This is a genomic window from Leifsonia sp. NPDC058194 (assembly GCF_042883605.1).
Taxonomy (GTDB): Bacteria; Actinomycetota; Actinomycetes; order Actinomycetales; family Microbacteriaceae; genus Leifsonia.
The window spans coordinates 318,831-334,671 of the sequence record NZ_JBHVVL010000002.1 but is presented as its reverse complement, the minus strand read 5'-3'; the positions used below and the strand labels follow the sequence as shown (position 1 = coordinate 334,671).

Sequence of the window (15,841 nt, the reverse complement as noted above, 5' to 3'; positions counted from 1 at the left end):
GTCTCCTAGGCCTGATCCTGAGGGCACCAGTACAGCTTGCGGCCGCCCAGCTCCTCCATCACGATGTTCGTGCCGCACACGCGGCAGGGCAGACCCTCGCGCTTGTAGACCCAGTGGCGGTCGTCGCGGCTGGCCATGGCCTTGCGGTAGCCCTCGTCGTCGAGGTCGTCCATGGTCATCATCTGGCCCGTCGCCACCCCGATGCGCAGCAGCCCGACCCAGTCGTGCCAGAGTGCGCGCACCGTGTCCTCCGGGACCTGCTTGCCCGGGGTGTGCGGGTTCTGCCGGGCGCGGAACAGGAGCTCGGCGCGGTACACGTTGCCGATGCCGCTGACGACGCTCTGGTCCATCAGCAGCAGCGCGATGGCCGTCGGCTTGCGCCGCACCGCCGACACGAACCGCTCCTCGGCCTCCGGGCCGTCGTCGACCAGCGGGTCGGGTCCGAGCTTCGCGATCACGGCATCCACCTCGGCCGGGTCGAGGACCTCGCACGCGGTCGGGCCGCGCAGGTCCGCCACGGCCGTGTCGGTCAGCAGCCGCACGCGCACCTGGCCGACGGGCTCGGGCGGGAACGTCGTGATCTCGTCCTGGAGCTTCTCGGACTCGGCCATGCGCAGCCGCGTGCGCCGGGGCGCTCCGATCGAGTGCAGCGAGTTCTCGCCCGCGTCGTCGTAGACGCGTGCCGCGTCGGACACGGTGCCACGCTGGTTCGTCTGGCCCATCCGCCCGTTGGCGGAGGCGATCGTCGGGTCGACGCTGATCTCGCCCGCGAAGTCCCAGGCGCCGTAGATGCCGAGGTGGATGCGCAGCCAGAGCCCGTTCTCGAACTCCAGGAACATCTGCTTGCCCACGGCCTTCGCCGCGGTCATGACCTGGCCGTCGATGCGCGCGGCGCCCTCGGCGAACCGGCCCTGCGGCGACGAGACCGCCACCCGGTGGCCGACGAAGTTCGTCGCGAACTGCCGGGCGATGCGGTGGACGGAGTGGCCCTCGGGCATCAGCGATCCACGTTCCGGCCCGCGATGTCGCCGGTGGCCTCGTACTCCGCGAGCTGCGCGATGCGGCGCACGTGGCGCTCCTCGAGCGAGAACGGCTCGGCGATGAAGAGGTCGATGAAGCGCGTGGCCTCCTCGACGGTGTGCTGACGTGCGCCGATCGAGATCACGTTCGCGTCGTTGTGCTGGCGGGCCAGCTGCGCGGTGCTGTCGTTCCAGACGAGCGCGGCGCGCACGCCGAGCACCTTGTTCGCGGCGATCTGCTCGCCGTTGCCCGAGCCGCCGAAGACGACGCCGAGCGCCTGGACGCCGGCCTGCTGGTCGCGCACGACGCCCTTCGCCGCGTTGATGCAGAACGCCGGGTAGTCGTCGATCGGGTCGTACTCGACCGGTCCGTGGTCCACGACCTCGTGCCCGGCGGCCGCGAGGTGCTCCTGGAGGTGCCTGCTGAAGTCGAGGCCGGCGTGGTCGGTGGCGAGGTGGATGCGCATGGAGCAAGTCTAGGGAAGCCCACCGACCTCCTCGCGCGGGTCACTAAGGTGGATCGGGTGGACACGATCCACGCGAATCTCGTCTTCAAGGAGTCACCGTTGCCCGGAGAAAACCTCACCCGCATCGAAGCCCAGGAGCGCGCGTCGCTCGTCCGCACCCACGCCTATGACGTCGTCCTCGATCTGACGACCGGCCCGGAGACCTTCCGCAGCACGACGACCGTGCGCTTCTCCGCGACCGAGGGCGCGTCGACGTTCATCGACGCGATCACCCGCACGGTCCACTCGGTCGTGCTGAACGGCGTCGAGCTCGACCCGGCGCAGGTCGCCGACGGCGTCCGCATCCGGCTCGACGGCCTCCAGGCCGAGAACGAGCTGACCGTCGACGCCGACGCGATCTACACGAACACGGGCGAGGGCCTGCACCGCTTCGTCGACCCGGTCGACGGCGAGGTGTACCTCTACAGCCAGTTCGAGGTGCCCGACTCCCGCCGCATGTTCGCGGTCTTCGAGCAGCCCGACCTGAAGGCGGCCTTCTCGTTCACCGTCACCGCCCCCGAGAACTGGGCCGTCGTGAGCAACTCGCCCACACCCGAGCCCGTCTCGGCCGGGGAGGGGAAGAAGACCTGGACGTTCGCGCCCACCTCGGTCATCTCGTCCTACATCACCGCGCTCATCGCCGGCCCGTACGACTCCGTGCACAGCGAGCTGACCAGCAGCGACGGCCGCACCATCCCGCTCGGCGTCTACGCCCGCAAGAGCCTCGCCGGGTTCCTCGACGCCGACTACATCTTCGAGAAGACCCGCGAGGGCTTCGCGTTCTACGAGGAGCGCTTCGACGTCCCGTACCCGTTCGAGAAGTACGACCAGCTGTTCGTGCCGGAGTTCAACGCCGGTGCGATGGAGAACGCGGGCGCGGTGACCTTCACCGAGACCTACGTCTTCCGCTCCAAGGTCACGGACGCTATCAAGGAGCGCCGGGTCGTCACCATCCTGCACGAGCTCGCCCACATGTGGTTCGGCGACCTCGTCACGATGAAGTGGTGGAACGACCTGTGGCTGAACGAGTCGTTCGCCGAGTACGCCTCCACCCTCGCCACCGCCGAGGCCACGGAGTGGCACGAGGCGTGGACCACCTTCGCCGCGATGGAGAAGAGCTGGGCGTACAAGCAGGACCAGCTGCCCTCGACGCACCCGATCGTCGCGACCATCAACGACCTGGAGGACGTGCAGGTCAACTTCGACGGCATCACGTACGCGAAGGGCGCCTCGGTGCTCAAGCAGCTGGTGGCCTGGGTCGGACAGGACGACTTCCTCGCCGGGGTCTCGAACTACTTCAAGAAGCACGCGCACGGCAACACCGAGCTGCGTGATTTGCTGGTCGAGCTGGAGGCCACGAGCGGCCGCGACCTGACCGACTGGTCGGCCAAGTGGCTCGAGACCGCGGGCGTCAACACGCTCCGGCCCGAGATCGAGGTCGACGCCGACGGCGTGATCACCTCGTTCGCAGTGCTGCAGACCGCGGCGGCCGACTACCCCACCATCCGTCCGCACCGCCTGGCCATCGGCTTCTACGAGCTGCGCGACGGCGTCCTCGTGCGCGATCACCGCGTCGAGCTCGACGTGGACGGGGAGCGCACCGAGGTCGCCGAGCTGGTCGGCCGTGCCCGCCCGGCCCTCGTGCTCCTCAACGACGACGACCTCGCGTACGCGAAGATCCGTCTGGACGACGCCTCCCTCGCCGTCGCGATCGAGCACCTCGGCGAGATCGAGAGCCCCCTGGCACGCTCCCTCGTCTGGGGCGCGGCGTGGGATGCCACGCGCGACGCCGAGAGCAGCGCGAGTGACTACGTGCGCCTCGTGCTCGGCAACATCGCGACCGAGACCGAGTCGACGACGCTGCGCACCACGCTGAACCAGCTCGGCCTCGCGGCCGGGAGCTACGTGGCACCGGAGCGTCAGAAGGAGACCGTTCAGACGGTCGCGACCGCACTGTGGGAGCTCGCCAAGCAGGCCGAGGCCGGCAGCGACGCCCAGTTCCAGTTCGTCAAGTTCTTCGCGGCGTACGCGTCGACCGACGAGCACCTCGCCGAGATCGCCGCTCTGCGCGACGGCTCGCAGTCGCTCGACGGCCTCACCGTCGACACCGACCTCGGCTGGGAGCTGCTGATCGCCCTCGTCGCGGGAGGCGCGGCCGGCGCGGCGGAGATCGACGCGGCCCTGGAGGCGGACAACACCGCCAACGGCGGTCAGTTCGCCGCCCAGGCCCGTGCGAGCATCCCCACCGCCGCGGGCAAGCAGGCGGCGTGGGACTCGGTTTTCGGCTCGGACGACCTCCCGAACACGATCGTGCGCTTCACCGGGATCGGCTTCCAGCGGGCCGCGGACCACGAGGTGCTGGCCGGCTTCGTCGCGCCGTACTTCGCGGCGCTGCAGGACGTCTGGGCCTCGCGTTCCTACAAGATCGCGGAGTACCTCGTCGCGGGCATGTACCCGGCGCCCCTGGCGAACGCGGAGCTCCGCGACGCGACGCGCACCTGGCTCGACGCGAACCCCGAGCCGGCCGCGCTGCGCCGCCTCGTCGTGGAGAACCTCGCCGGCGTCGAGCGCGCCCTCGCCGCCCAGGAGCGCGACGCGAAGGCGTAGTCGCACCGAACGGCGTCGAGGAGGGGACCCTCGTCCGACCCGGCCTGGTACCACGGGCCGATGGCGGACGGGGGTCCCTCCCTCTACGTTGGAACCATGATTCAACTCGACCGCCTCACCAAGAGGTTCGGCCCCAAGACGGCCGTCGACGACGTCACCGCCACCGTCCAGCCCGGCAAGGTCACCGGCTTCCTCGGCCCGAACGGCGCCGGCAAGTCGACCACCATGCGCATGATCATGGGTCTCGACCGCCCGACCTCCGGCGGCGCGACCGTCAACGGCAAGCGGTACGCCGACCTGCGTTCCCCCCTCACCGAGGTCGGCGCCCTGCTCGACGCGAAGGCCGTGCACACCGGCCGCACCGCCTACAGCCACCTGCTGGCGATGGCCGCGACCCACGGCATCCCGAAGAGCCGCGTGCACGAGGTGATCGGCCTCACCGGCCTCGACTCGGTCGCGAGCAAGCGCGTCGGCGGATTCTCGCTCGGGATGGGGCAGCGGCTCGGCATCGCCGCCGCGATGCTCGGCGACCCGGCCACGCTCATCCTGGACGAGCCGGTCAACGGCCTCGACCCGGAGGGCGTGCTCTGGGTGCGCCAGTTCGCCCGGCACCTCGCCTCGCAGGGACGCACCGTCTTCCTCTCCTCGCACCTGATGAGCGAGATGGCGCTGACCGCGGACCACATCATCGTGCTCGGCCGTGGACGCATCCTCGCGGACGCCCCGGTCGACCAGATCCTGGCCGGCGCGACACGGAACGCCGTGCGCGTGCGGACGCCCCAGGTCGACGAGCTGTCCCGCGCGATCGCCTCCGCCGATGTCACCGTGACCGGCGTGGAGTCCCAGCTCATCGAGGTCTCCGGTCTCACCGCCGCCCAGGTCGGCGAGGCGGCCGCCCGCTCGGGCATCGTGCTCCACGAGCTCACGCCGTTGAGCGCCTCGCTCGAGGAGGCCTACCTCGAGCTCACCCACGACGAGGTCGAGTACCGCACGGAGGTCGAGAAGTGACCACGACAGCCCCCACCCGCCCGCACGAGCACTCCACGCTCGGCCGCCTCAGCTTCCCGCGCGTCGTGCGATCCGAATGGATCAAGCTGCGCACCCTGCGCTCGACGTTCTGGACGCTCGTCAGCGTCGTCGTCCTCGTCGTCGGCTTCGCGACCCTGCTCGCGTCGTTCGTGCCCGATGCGTCGACACTCGGCGAACGCGTCCCGAAGGACCAGCTCTCGCAGCTCGTGACGAGCACCGCGACCGCCGGCCTGACGTTCGCTCAGCTCGTCATCGCCGTGCTCGGCGTCCTCGTGATCAGCGGCGAGTTCTCGACCGGCATGATCCGGTCGTCGTTCGCGGCCGTCCCGCGCCGGTTCCCGGTCCTGGCGGCGAAGGCCATCGTGCTCTTCCTCACCTCGTTCGTGGTCGGCCTGGTCAGCTTCGCCGCCTCCTGGGCCATCGCGGTCCCGCTCATGACGGGCAAGGGCTACACCGGCGACCTGATCTCGGCGCACACCGTCTGGGCCATCCTCGGAGCCTCGGCCTACCTCGGCCTGGTCGCCGTCTTCGCCCTGGGCCTCGGAACGATCGTCAAGGCCAGCGCCGGCGGCATCGCCGCGGCACTCGGGGTGCTGTTCCTGCTCCCGATCGTCGCGAACATCGTCCAGTCGCTCCTGCCGACCGCGAAGTGGATCGGCGACGCCATGCACTATCTGATCGGCAACGCCGGGCAGGGCATGTCGGGGCTGACCAACGGCACGTTCGAACCGTGGCAGAACGTCCTCACCGTGGTGGTCTGGGCCGCCGTGTCCTTCGTGGTCGGCGCGATCCTGCTGCAGCGTCGGGACGCATGACCCAGCCCCTCCCCGCGTCGGAAACGGCCCCGGCCGGTCTGGAACTCCCCAGACCGCCCGGGGTCATCCGGCGCTTCCTCGCGGCGCATCCGCTGCTGCTCGACACCGCCGTCGTCACGGTGTACTTCGTACCGTCGATCCTGCTCACCGTGGTCACGCAGATCATGACCCCGTCGGTCGGGGCGGCGCTGGCGATCGTGCTCGTGGTGCTCGCGGGCGCCGCACTCTACTTCCGCCGCTACCGTCCCCGGCTCCTCTTCGTCGTCGCGACCATCGCGCTCGTCGGCAGCACGGTCATCGGCGAGACGATCGACTTCATCCCACTGCTCTTCGCGCTCTACGCGCTCGCCGTCTACCGGTCCACCCGGTCGGCCTGGATCGCGTTCGCGATCACCGCGGTCGCGACGGTCGCGTCGCTCGGCGTGCTGGCGCTGCTCGAGAGCGCCGGCTTCTACGGCTCCGACCACACGGAGCCGACCACTTCCGCCTTCACCGTGCTCTCGTTCTCGCTGGTGGCCGTGCTCATCGGCAACAACATCGGCGGCCGGCGCCGCTACCTCACCGCCCTGATCGACCGCGCACGCCAGCTCGCCCGCGAGCGCGACCAGCAAGCCGTCATCGCGGCCTCCGCCGAGCGGAGCCGCATCGCGCGCGAGATGCACGACATCGTCTCGCACAGCCTGACGGTCATGATCACCCTCTCGGAGGGGTCCGCGCGTCTGGCGGAGACGGCACCGGAGCGCTCCGCCGAGACGATGCGCATGGTCGCCGAGACCGGCCGCTCGGCGCTCGGCGACATGCGCCGCCTGCTCGGCGTGCTGCGATCGGACGACGGCGAGCTCGCCGAGCACCAGCCGCAGCCCGGGGTCGGCGAGCTGACCGAGCTCGTCGAGCGCTTCCGCGCCGCCGGGATGGCCGTGCGCGTGACGGTCTCCGGAGAGCCGCCGACCGACATCGGGCAGCAGCTCACGGTCTTCCGGGTCGTGCAGGAGGGCCTGACCAACGCCCTCCGCTACGGGCCCCTCGCCGACACCGTCGAGGTGACCATCCAGTACGGTGCGGACCGGATCGCGATCACCGTCGAGGACGACGCCGCCGTGCACGCGGAGGCGATCGGAGGCTCGGGTCGCGGACTGATCGGGCTGCGCGAACGCGTCGCGCTCTACGGCGGGACGCTCGATGCGGGTCCGCGCTCCCCCGCCGGGTGGCGACTGCACGCCGAGTTCGACGCCGTGCGGTCCCCTGCTGCCGCCGCATCCCGCACGAACGTCGGCACCGAAACGTCCACCGGCACGACCGGCACCATCACCGAGGAGACCTCATGACCGACACCGTTCCCCTGCGCATCCTGCTGGTCGACGACCAGGCACTGGTGCGCCTCGGCTTCCGGATGGTCCTGGAGGCCGAAGACGACTTCCGCGTGGTCGGTGAGGCCGCCGACGGGACGGAGGCCGTCCGGCTCGCCGTCGAGACGCGACCCGATGTGATCCTGATGGACGTGCGCATGCCGTCGATGGACGGCATCGAGGCGACGCGGCGCATCGTCGCGGCCAACCCGGACGCCCGGATCATCATCCTCACCACCTTCGACCTCGACGAGTATGCGTTCGGCGGACTGCGCGCGGGCGCCAGCGGATTCCTGCTGAAAGATGCACGCCCGGACGAGCTGATCGCCGCGATCCGCGCCGTGGCCGCCGGCGACGCCGCCGTCACCGGCCGGGTCACCCGATCGATGCTCGAACTCTTCGCCGACCGCCTGCCGCAGGGCTCGGCCGCCGTGCCCGACCAGGACGACGCGACCTCCGCTCTGACGCCGCGAGAGCGGGAGATCCTGCTGGCGATGGCGGACGGCCTCACCAACGGCGAGATCGGCGCGAAGTTCTTCCTCACCGAGTCCACCGTGAAGACCCACGTCGGCCGCGTGCTGTCGAAGCTGCAGCTGCGCGACCGCGTGCACGCGGTGATCTTCGCCTACGACAACGGGCTCATCGACCGGTGACTCCCACCTCCGATCCAGCGCGCACCAAGGCGGCGCTCGGTAGGCTCGGACCGGTATGGGAATTCTGAAGAGCACATTCTGGACCGATCTCGGCACCTGGGCCGTCACCGCCGGGTGGAACCTCCTGAACGCCGCACTCATCGTGGTCGGGGCGTTCGTGCTGAGCTGGCTGCTGCGCGTGCTGATCCGGCGCGTGGTCAAGCAGATCGTCAGCGGGGTGAAGAAGGGGCAGAGCGTCACCGACACGCAAGCGCTGGTCGCGTCGCCGCTCGCCGCCGTGCGCGTCGTTCAGCGCACCCGCACCCTCGGCTCGGTGCTGAGCAACATCGTCAACGTGACGATCGGCATCATCGCGATCATCCTGATCCTGAACATCTTCGCGAAGGACGCCCTCGGCTCCTTCGCGCTCCTCACGGCCGCGATCGGCGCCGGCCTCGGTTTCGGCGCGCAGAACATCGTCAAGGACGTGCTCAACGGCCTCTTCATGGTGATGGAGGACCAGCTCGGCGTCGGCGACGTGGTCGATCTCGGGTCGGCGACGGGCGTCGTGGAGGCCGTGGGCATCCGCATCACGCAGGTGCGCGACGTCAACGGCACGCTCTGGTTCGTGCGCAACGGCGAGATCGTGCGGGTCGGCAACATGTCGCAGGGCTGGTCGCGCGTGATCATCGACCTCGCCGTGCCCTACGAGACCGACATCGAGGCCGTGCAGGAGAAAATGCTCGCCACCGCGACGGCGCTGGCGACGAGCCCCAAGTGGCGTTCGCGCATCCTCGAGAAGCCGGAGCTGTGGGGGCTGGAGTCCATCTCGGCCGACGCGATGATCATCCGCATCGTCCTCAAGACGCGCACGACCGCGAAGGACGACGTCTCGCGCGAGCTGCGCGCCCAGCTCAAGCACGCCCTCGACGAGATGGGCGTCAAACTGCCGTCGCTCTCGGCCGTCGTCCTGAGCGGCTTCGACAGCGCGGGGAGCGTCAGCGGGGCGAAGCCGCCGCGCACCCGGCCGGTCCAGGCCGTGCAGGAGGTGCCGCTCACCGGGCGCAAGGCGCGTGCCGCCGCCAAGAAGGCGGCCGCGAACCCCAACGCCATCCGGATCACGCCGGGAGCGTCCGCAGCCGTCGTGCCGCCGCGCGCCCCCAAACCGCCTGCTGCCGAGAAACCGGCCGCCGACAAGCCGGCCGCCACCAAGCCGGCCGCCGCCCCGCCGCCGAAGCCGCGCACCTCCCCCAAGCCACCGACCGAGCCTCCCGCGGAGTGACATGACCACCATCCCCGTCGGGCCGCCCTCCGGGCCGTCCTTCTTCGAGCAGGTCGGCGGTCACGACACCTTCCGCCGGCTCGTCGACGCGTTCTACCGCGGAGTGTCCGCGGACCCCGTGCTGAAGCCCATGTACCCGGAGGAGGACCTCGGGCCCGCCGCCGAGCGGCTCACCCTGTTCCTCGAGCAGTACTGGGGCGGTCCGGGGACGTACAGCCAGGAGCGCGGTCACCCCCGCCTCCGCATGCGGCACATGCCGTTCAAGGTCAACCCGGACGCCCGCGATCGCTGGCTGGCCCACATGCGGGCGGCGGTCGACGAGCTCGGCCTGCCCCCGCTGCAGGAGGAGACCCTCTGGAGCTACCTGGAGCGCGCCGCGTTCGCTATGGTCAACACATTCGAGGAGTAGCCCTCGAGCCCGACGTGCCGAAGGAGACACGCCATGCCGTCTGAACGCGCCATCTCAGCCGAACCCGACGCCCTCGTGGTCGGCGCCGGCCTCGCCGGCCTGGTCGCGGCCTCCGAGCTCCTCGACGCCGGCCGTCGCGTCACCATCGTCGAGCAGGAGCCCGCGGCGTCTCTGGGCGGTCAGGCCTGGTGGTCGTTCGGCGGTCTCTTCCTCGTCGACTCCCCCGAGCAGCGCCGGATGGGCGTGCACGACTCCCTCGCCCTCGCCCGCCAGGACTGGTTCGGCTCGGCAGGGTTCGACCGCGCCGAGGACCACTGGCCGCGTCGCTGGGCCGAGGCGTACCTCCAGTTCGCCGCGGGCGAGAAGCGCGCCTGGCTGCACGAGAAGGGCGTGCGCTTCTTCCCGGTCGTCGGCTGGGCGGAGCGCGGGAGCGGCGACGCCGGCGGCCACGGCAACTCCGTCCCGCGGTTCCACATCACCTGGGGAACGGGACCGGGCGTGGTCGAGCCGTTCGTGACCCGGGTGCAGGCGGGCGTCGCGGCCGGTCGCGCGCGGATCCTGCACCGGCATCGCGTCGACGAGCTGATCGTCGAGGACGGCCGCGTCACAGGAGTGCGCGGCGCGGTCCTCGCCCCCGACACGGCTGCCCGGGGCGCTGCCAGCAACCGCGAGGTCACCGGGGACTTCGAGCTGCGCGCGCCCGCCGTCATCGTCGCCAGCGGCGGCATCGGCGGCAACCACGACCTCGTGCGGGCCGCCTGGCCCGAGCGGCTCGGGACGCCGCCCGACTTCATGCTGTCGGGCGTGCCCGCTCACGTGGACGGCCGGATGCTCGGGATCGCGGAGACCGCGGGCGCCCACCTCATCAACGGCGACCGCATGTGGCACTATACGGAGGGCATCCAGAACTGGGCCCCCGTCTGGCAGCGGCACGGCATCCGCATCCTGCCCGGCCCGTCGTCGCTCTGGCTCGACGCGCGCGGCGAACGGCTGCCCGCACCGCTGTTCCCCGGCTTCGACACCCTCGGGACGCTGGAGCACCTGCGCCGCGCCGGTTCGGACTACAGCTGGTTCATCCTCACCCAGAAGATCATCGAGAAGGAGTTCGCGCTCTCGGGCAGCGAGCAAAACCCCGACCTGACAGGCAAAGACCTGCGCCTGCTCGCCAAACGCGTCGCGCCGGGCGCACCCGGCCCGGTGGAGGCGTTCAAGGAGAAGGGCGCCGACTTCGTCGTGGCCGACACCCTGGACGAGCTGCTCGCCGGGATGCAGCGCCTCAGCGGGGTGCCGCTCGACGCGGAGCTGGTGACCCGGCACGTGCGCGAACGCGACCGCGAGCTGGACAACGACTTCGGCAAAGACCTCCAGCTCGCCGCCATCCGTGCCGCGCGCGCCTACCGCGGCGACAAGCTCATCCGGGTCGCCAGCCCGCACAAGCTGCTCGACCCGAAAGCGGGGCCGCTCATCGCGGTGAAGCTGCACATCCTCACCCGCAAGAGCCTCGGCGGCATCGAGACGGACCTGGATGCGCGCGTGCTCGGTTCGGACGGCGAGCCGATCCCGGGCCTGTACGCGGCCGGCGAGGCGAGCGGGTTCGGCGGCGGAGGCGTGCACGGCTACCGGGCGCTCGAGGGGACCTTCCTCGGCGGGTGCCTCTTCTCGGGACGCACGGCGGGACGAGCGGCGGCGCGGGCCGTCTGAGCCGCGGGCCGCCTGCCGGGCCGCCGGATCACATCCGCAGAGACCAGGCCTGACGGCGGACGAGCGTGTGCCCGCGCTGGGTCGTGAGGCGCGTCCAGGTGCCCGTCTCCAGCACCGACACGGGCTCCTCCGGGTCGAGGAAGCCCAGGCTCTCCGCGGCGAAGGCCGCGCCGCCCGGCACGTACTCCAGTCCGTCGATCGGCCGGCCCCACACTTCGGCGCGGACCCGCTGGACCAGCTGCTCGCCCGTGCCGGTGGGGAGGGCGTCCGCGACCTCGGCGATGCCGGCCTGGGCCGTGGCCTCCATCAGCTCGTACGTCGTCTCCCCCACCGGTCGCCACCCGCCCCGGGGCGGCGAGATGCCCGCCCAGGTGACGGTCGAGACCTCGAGCGGCAGACGCACCCCGACCGGGCCGGCCGGAGCGTCATCGGCTTCGGCGGCCTCGCGGACGCGCGCGAGCCGGTCGAGCAGCGAGCGGATCGGCACGACGGCGTCGAACGCCACCTCGTCGTCGGTCGCGAAGGTGCGCAGGCCGAGCACGGTGGGGGTCTGATCGAGCAGCCCCCGCGGATAGAGGATGGCCGTGTACACGGCCAGCACGCCGGATCCGGCGATCAGGCGCACGGACCCCTCCTCGACTCGGGCCGCCCTCGACAGATAGGTCTGGAGGTCGGCGACGGCGAGGCTGTCTACGAGGGAGAAGGACTGATTCATCGGACCTCTAAACTACTAGAGACATCGGACGGAGACACTGTGAGCGAGCCACTGGCATCCCTTCTGACCGCACTCGATCTCACCGACACCGGAGCCCGCACCAGCGAGGACATCTTCACCGGCCCGTCGCAGTGGATGCCGCTGGGCCGCGTGTTCGGCGGACAGGTGCTCGCGCAGTCCATCGTCGCGGCGACCCGGACGGTGTCGGACGACCGCGGCATCCACTCGATGCACGGCTACTTCCTGCGGCCGGGCGACGTGAACCTGCCGATCACCTTCTCGGTCGACCGCATCCACGACGGCCGGTCGTTCTCGACCCGGCGCACGCAGGCCTACCAGAACGGCCAGCCGATCCTGTCGATGATCGCGTCGTTCCAGGACGAGGACGACGGCCTGGAGCACCAGGTCGCGATGCCCGAGGGGCTGCCGGAGCCGGAGTCGCTGCCGTCCTCCGCGGACACCCTCGAGGAGGTGCAGAACCCGGTCGCCCAGTACTGGGCGAGCCAGCGGCCGTTCGACATGCGCCACGTCACCTCGCCCGTCTACCTGAGCGTCGAGGGGGCGCACGTCGCCCAGCAGGCCGTCTGGTTCCGCGCCATCGGTGAGCTGCCGGACGACCCGTCCCTCCACCGCGCGGCGCTGGCCTACGCGAGCGACTACACGATCATGGAGTCGATCATGCGCCGGCACGGCGTCGCCTGGGCGACCCCGGGGCTCAAGGCCGCCAGCCTCGACCACGCCATGTGGTGGCACCGGCCCGCCCGCGTCGACGAATGGCTGCTGTACATGCAGGAGTCGCCGAGCGCGAGCGGCGGCCGCGGCCTCGCCCAGGGCCGCATCTTCAGCCGCGACGGCCGGCTGGTCGCGAGCGTCGCCCAGGAGGCGATGGTGCGGGTTCCGGCCGAGGAGCGCGACTAGCGGCGTCAGCCGAAGCTGCTGCGCAGGAGCACGGTGCCGTCGCCGGCCGAGCGGATGTCGATCGTCGCGATGTCGGCGAGGGCGACGCTGGTCGTCGCCGTCGGCACCACGGTGGTGCCCTCCTGAGCCGTCCAGGTGGACACCTGCGTCTGACGTCCCTCCCGATCGGTGACGACCATCGCGTACGTCCACGAGTGCGTGCCGTGATCGTCGCCGACCTGCGCGTAGCTGCACCGGGAGTCGATCCGGGTGCCCCACGGCTCCGCGGTCAGCCGCAGATCGGCCGTCAGGGCGCTGGGTTCCACCTGCTCCATCGTGATCGGCTTCGCCTCGGGAGTCGAGGTCGAGAGCGCCGACGGCAGGACGAACGCGAGCACACCGACCAGGAGGACGGCCGCGGCGGCCGCGATCCCGGCGGTGAGCCAGCGCACGCGGACACGATGCCGCCGGGCGCGCTTCACCAGGAGCGGCAGGACCTCGGCCCCGGGCCCACCCGGCTCCGGCGCGGCGGCGGTGAGCGCGGCCATCCCCTGCTCGCGCGGCAGACGCCCGAGCAGCCCGGGCATCCCCGCCAGCTCGGAGACCGCGGCCGAGCACCGGTCGCACTCGCGCAGGTGCTCCTCGTAGGCCCTCCGATCCGCCGGGGACAGCGCACCGAGGACGTAGGCCGCATCCCACGTCGCGAACTCGTCGTGCGTCGTCATCGCTCCGTCACTCCTCTCTCCTGCAGGGCGAGCCGCAGGGCCCGCAGACCGTAGTGGAGGCGGGACTTCACCGTGCCCTCCGGCACATCGAGCTCACGCGAGATCTCGGCGATCGACCGGCCGCCGTAGTAGGCGTGGACGATCACCGCCCGGTGCTCGGTCGACAGCTCGGCCAGCGCGTCCGAGACCAGCCAGGCGTCGAGCACCGCGTCCGACTCGCTCGCGGCGGACACCACCTCGGGGAGCGTGTCCGTGCCGAACTCGTGCTGGTCGTGGGCGCTGCGCTTCGTGTCGATGACCAGGTTGCGCGCGACCGTGAACAGCCACGCTCGCGCCGAGTGCTGCGACTGGTCGAGCACGGCGGGGCGGCGCCAGGCGCGCAGCAGGGTCTCCTGCACCACGTCGTCCGCCAGGGCACGGTCGCCGGTGAGGTGCACCACGTATCGCCACACGGCCTGCGAATGCTGCTCGTGCAGCTCACGCAGCAGACGCGCGTCGTCGTCCGGCATGCCTCACCTCCACTCCTGGTCACGGATGACACGGTGTGCGCGCGCGAAAAGTTCACGGATCCGCAGATCGGATGAACCGTTCGGCACGCGCATCCGTGCCTATGGTGAAGAAGACGCTACGCCGACCGAGAGGACCACGCATGAACGACGCCACACCCCTCACCCGTCGCACCCTCCTCCAGATCGGCGGTGTGACGGCCGCGGGCGCCGGCACGCTGCTGCTCGCGGCCTGCACCCCGGGCGGAGCGGACGGCTCCGGATCGGGTTCCGGAAGCTCGGGCGGTTCGGGCGGTTCGGGCTCCGGAGGCGGCGGGACGACCACGGTCGCCCTCTCGTCGATCCCGGTCGGCGGAGCCGTCTCCGCCTCGATCGGGTCGGCGCCGATCGTGGTCGCGCAGCCCTCCGCCGGATCGGTGGTCGCGTTCAGCGCCGTCTGCACCCATCAGGGCTGCACGGTCGCCCCGCAGGGCAAGGAGTTCGACTGCCCCTGCCACGGGTCGAAGTTCGACGCCGCGACCGGCGACGTGCTGAACGGTCCGGCGCGCGACCCGCTGCCGAAGCTGAAGGCGACCGTGAGCGGCGACACGGTCACGGTCACGAGCTAACCGGCCATGGAGGTCAACGGGCTCCCCCTGCACGTCCTCCTCGTGCACTTCGTCGTCGTGCTGGTGCCCCTCACCGCCCTGTGCGCCCTCGTGGTGCCGCTCTGGCCCGCCGCACGGCGCCGACTCGGCATCGTCACCCCGCTGCTCGCCCTGGCGAACGTCGTGCTGGTGCCGATCGTGACGGACGCCGGAGAGTGGCTGGAGGCGCGCGTGCCATCCACGCCGCTCATCCGGGAGCACGCCGCCCTCGGGCAGAGCCTGTACCCGTGGGTGATCGCCCTGTTCGTGTTCACCGCGCTGCAGTGGGCGTGGTTCTTCTTCGTCGACCGCGAGGGCTCTGTACGGCGTCCCTCGCGCCGCGTGCGCATCGTGGTGATCGTGGTGCTGGCCGTCGTCGCGGCCGTTCTGGCGGCCGGGACCATCGTCGACGTTGTGCTGATCGGCGAGGCCGGCTCGCGCGCGATCTGGGAGAACTCGTTCTCGCCCACGCCGCTGCCGACGACACCGACACCGACGCCCTGACGGGCGCGGGACGGCCGGGCGCGGGACGGCTCAGCCGCGCTTGGTGAACTGCACCGGGTCGTCGAGGTACGGGGTCCAGGCCGCACGCTCGGTGTCGTTGATGCGTCGCGGGCGCTGGCTCGCCGCGTCGACCAGGACGATGGTCGTCGTTGCACGCGTGAACATCGTGCGCGGTTCGGCGCTCTCGGGCGACCACACCTCGTAGCAGACTTCGAGGCTCGCGCCGCCGAGTCGGCCGATCCACAGCTGCACGTCGAGCGGCGGCCGCAGGTACGGGATGGGCGCGAGGTACTCGATCTCCTGGCGCGCGATCAGGGTGAGGGTGTCGGCGCCGGGGCGCCCGTCGAGGACGGCGGTCGAGCCGCCGACCGCCGCCTCGGCGTCGTCGGTGACCCAGAACGCCTCGATGCGCGCCTCCTCGAGGAGGCGCAGCATCTCGGCGTTGTTGACGTGCCCGTACGCGTCCAGGTCGCTCCAGCGGAGCTTGATCGGTACGTGCAGTCGCATGGGTCTCCTCCGGTG

Annotated in this window: 17 protein-coding genes; 11 read left to right on the top strand and 6 right to left on the bottom strand. The window is 71.2% G+C overall.

Annotated elements, in window-relative coordinates:
- Positions 1-5: 5 nt before the first annotated feature.
- Together ACFVU2_RS08390 and ACFVU2_RS08385 are read right to left on the bottom strand one after the other, a co-directional pair.
- Positions 6-998, bottom strand: a complete 993-nt coding sequence (locus tag ACFVU2_RS08390; RefSeq protein WP_387872911.1) for an Fpg/Nei family DNA glycosylase — start codon at positions 996-998, stop codon at positions 6-8.
- A complete protein-coding gene (locus ACFVU2_RS08385; RefSeq protein WP_387872910.1) occupies positions 998-1,486 on the bottom strand; it encodes a ribose-5-phosphate isomerase in 489 nt (162 codons plus the stop codon). Before ACFVU2_RS08385 ends, ACFVU2_RS08390 begins: the two co-directional genes overlap by 1 nt.
- Positions 1,487-1,585: 99 nt before the next feature.
- Here ACFVU2_RS08385 and pepN point away from each other — a divergent pair, with 99 nt between their 5' ends.
- From pepN to ACFVU2_RS08345, 8 genes are all read left to right on the top strand, one after another.
- Positions 1,586-4,132: an aminopeptidase N gene (pepN, locus tag ACFVU2_RS08380; RefSeq protein WP_387874397.1), complete on the top strand. Its 2,547-nt coding sequence runs from the start codon at positions 1,586-1,588 to the stop codon at positions 4,130-4,132.
- A 96-nt stretch (positions 4,133-4,228) separates the two neighbouring features.
- Positions 4,229-5,140, top strand: a complete 912-nt coding sequence (locus tag ACFVU2_RS08375) for an ATP-binding cassette domain-containing protein (protein WP_387872908.1) — start codon at positions 4,229-4,231, stop codon at positions 5,138-5,140.
- Entirely contained in the window at positions 5,137-5,976 is an 840-nt protein-coding gene (locus tag ACFVU2_RS08370) for an ABC transporter permease subunit (RefSeq protein WP_387872906.1), read from the top strand. The genes ACFVU2_RS08375 and ACFVU2_RS08370 overlap by 4 nt, the downstream gene beginning before the upstream one ends.
- Complete coding sequence (locus tag ACFVU2_RS08365) at positions 5,973-7,301, top strand: histidine kinase (RefSeq protein ID WP_387872904.1); 1,329 nt, start codon at positions 5,973-5,975, stop codon at positions 7,299-7,301. Before ACFVU2_RS08370 ends, ACFVU2_RS08365 begins: the two co-directional genes overlap by 4 nt.
- Positions 7,298-7,975: a response regulator gene (locus ACFVU2_RS08360; protein ID WP_387872902.1), complete on the top strand. Its 678-nt coding sequence runs from the start codon at positions 7,298-7,300 to the stop codon at positions 7,973-7,975. The genes ACFVU2_RS08365 and ACFVU2_RS08360 overlap by 4 nt, the downstream gene beginning before the upstream one ends.
- Positions 7,976-8,030: 55 nt before the next feature.
- Positions 8,031-9,236, top strand: coding sequence for a mechanosensitive ion channel family protein (locus ACFVU2_RS08355; RefSeq protein ID WP_387872901.1), 1,206 nt, complete (start codon positions 8,031-8,033; stop codon positions 9,234-9,236).
- A gap of 1 nt (position 9,237) precedes the next feature.
- Positions 9,238-9,645, top strand: a complete 408-nt coding sequence (locus tag ACFVU2_RS08350) for a globin (protein WP_387872899.1) — start codon at positions 9,238-9,240, stop codon at positions 9,643-9,645.
- A gap of 33 nt (positions 9,646-9,678) precedes the next feature.
- On the top strand, positions 9,679-11,346 hold the full coding sequence (locus tag ACFVU2_RS08345; RefSeq protein ID WP_387872897.1) for an FAD-binding dehydrogenase: 1,668 nt from the start codon (positions 9,679-9,681) through the stop codon (positions 11,344-11,346).
- A 28-nt stretch (positions 11,347-11,374) separates the two neighbouring features.
- On the opposite strand, the gene ACFVU2_RS08340 is transcribed toward ACFVU2_RS08345, so the two are convergent.
- Positions 11,375-12,061 (bottom strand): hypothetical protein, encoded by a 687-nt coding sequence (locus tag ACFVU2_RS08340; RefSeq protein WP_387872896.1) that lies wholly within the window; start codon positions 12,059-12,061, stop codon positions 11,375-11,377.
- A 39-nt stretch (positions 12,062-12,100) separates the two neighbouring features.
- On the opposite strand from ACFVU2_RS08340, the gene ACFVU2_RS08335 reads away from it, so the two are divergent.
- Positions 12,101-12,979 carry an acyl-CoA thioesterase gene (locus ACFVU2_RS08335; RefSeq protein ID WP_387872894.1) on the top strand — a complete coding sequence of 293 codons (879 nt, stop codon included), beginning with the start codon at positions 12,101-12,103 and terminating at the stop codon, positions 12,977-12,979.
- Between the two features lie 5 nt (positions 12,980-12,984).
- Here ACFVU2_RS08335 and ACFVU2_RS08330 read toward each other — a convergent pair whose 3' ends face one another.
- Both ACFVU2_RS08330 and ACFVU2_RS08325 read right to left on the bottom strand, forming a co-directional pair.
- Entirely contained in the window at positions 12,985-13,683 is a 699-nt protein-coding gene (locus ACFVU2_RS08330) for an anti-sigma factor family protein (protein ID WP_387872892.1), read from the bottom strand.
- A complete protein-coding gene (locus tag ACFVU2_RS08325) occupies positions 13,680-14,192 on the bottom strand; it encodes a sigma-70 family RNA polymerase sigma factor (protein WP_387872890.1) in 513 nt (170 codons plus the stop codon). The genes ACFVU2_RS08330 and ACFVU2_RS08325 overlap by 4 nt, the downstream gene beginning before the upstream one ends.
- Before the next feature lie 140 nt (positions 14,193-14,332).
- Here ACFVU2_RS08325 and ACFVU2_RS08320 point away from each other — a divergent pair, with 140 nt between their 5' ends.
- On the top strand, positions 14,333-14,797 hold the full coding sequence (locus tag ACFVU2_RS08320; RefSeq protein WP_387872889.1) for a ubiquinol-cytochrome c reductase iron-sulfur subunit: 465 nt from the start codon (positions 14,333-14,335) through the stop codon (positions 14,795-14,797).
- Between the two features lie 6 nt (positions 14,798-14,803).
- A complete protein-coding gene (locus tag ACFVU2_RS08315; RefSeq protein WP_387872887.1) occupies positions 14,804-15,319 on the top strand; it encodes a hypothetical protein in 516 nt (171 codons plus the stop codon).
- A gap of 30 nt (positions 15,320-15,349) precedes the next feature.
- Here the strand turns inward: ACFVU2_RS08315 and ACFVU2_RS08310 are convergent, their stop codons facing one another.
- Complete coding sequence (locus ACFVU2_RS08310; RefSeq protein WP_387872885.1) at positions 15,350-15,826, bottom strand: acyl-CoA thioesterase; 477 nt, start codon at positions 15,824-15,826, stop codon at positions 15,350-15,352.
- Positions 15,827-15,841: the final 15 nt, after the last annotated feature.

What these genes read in the sequence shown, in the direction of transcription:
- ACFVU2_RS08310 (WP_387872885.1), bottom strand. Translation starts at nt 15,826, where the DNA reads ATGCGACTGCACGTACCGATCAAGCTCCGCTGGAGCGACCTGGACGCG.
- ACFVU2_RS08345 (WP_387872897.1), top strand. Translation starts at nt 9,679, where the DNA reads ATGCCGTCTGAACGCGCCATCTCAGCCGAACCCGACGCCCTCGTGGTC.
- ACFVU2_RS08350 (WP_387872899.1), top strand. Translation starts at nt 9,238, where the DNA reads ATGACCACCATCCCCGTCGGGCCGCCCTCCGGGCCGTCCTTCTTCGAG.
- ACFVU2_RS08360 (WP_387872902.1), top strand. Translation starts at nt 7,298, where the DNA reads ATGACCGACACCGTTCCCCTGCGCATCCTGCTGGTCGACGACCAGGCA.
- ACFVU2_RS08390 (WP_387872911.1), bottom strand. Translation starts at nt 998, where the DNA reads ATGCCCGAGGGCCACTCCGTCCACCGCATCGCCCGGCAGTTCGCGACG.
- ACFVU2_RS08315 (WP_387872887.1), top strand. Translation starts at nt 14,804, where the DNA reads ATGGAGGTCAACGGGCTCCCCCTGCACGTCCTCCTCGTGCACTTCGTC.
- ACFVU2_RS08365 (WP_387872904.1), top strand. Translation starts at nt 5,973, where the DNA reads ATGACCCAGCCCCTCCCCGCGTCGGAAACGGCCCCGGCCGGTCTGGAA.
- ACFVU2_RS08355 (WP_387872901.1), top strand. Translation starts at nt 8,031, where the DNA reads ATGGGAATTCTGAAGAGCACATTCTGGACCGATCTCGGCACCTGGGCC.
- ACFVU2_RS08375 (WP_387872908.1), top strand. Translation starts at nt 4,229, where the DNA reads ATGATTCAACTCGACCGCCTCACCAAGAGGTTCGGCCCCAAGACGGCC.
- ACFVU2_RS08320 (WP_387872889.1), top strand. Translation starts at nt 14,333, where the DNA reads ATGAACGACGCCACACCCCTCACCCGTCGCACCCTCCTCCAGATCGGC.
- ACFVU2_RS08330 (WP_387872892.1), bottom strand. Translation starts at nt 13,683, where the DNA reads ATGACGACGCACGACGAGTTCGCGACGTGGGATGCGGCCTACGTCCTC.
- ACFVU2_RS08340 (WP_387872896.1), bottom strand. Translation starts at nt 12,061, where the DNA reads ATGAATCAGTCCTTCTCCCTCGTAGACAGCCTCGCCGTCGCCGACCTC.
- ACFVU2_RS08325 (WP_387872890.1), bottom strand. Translation starts at nt 14,192, where the DNA reads ATGCCGGACGACGACGCGCGTCTGCTGCGTGAGCTGCACGAGCAGCAT.
- ACFVU2_RS08385 (WP_387872910.1), bottom strand. Translation starts at nt 1,486, where the DNA reads ATGCGCATCCACCTCGCCACCGACCACGCCGGCCTCGACTTCAGCAGG.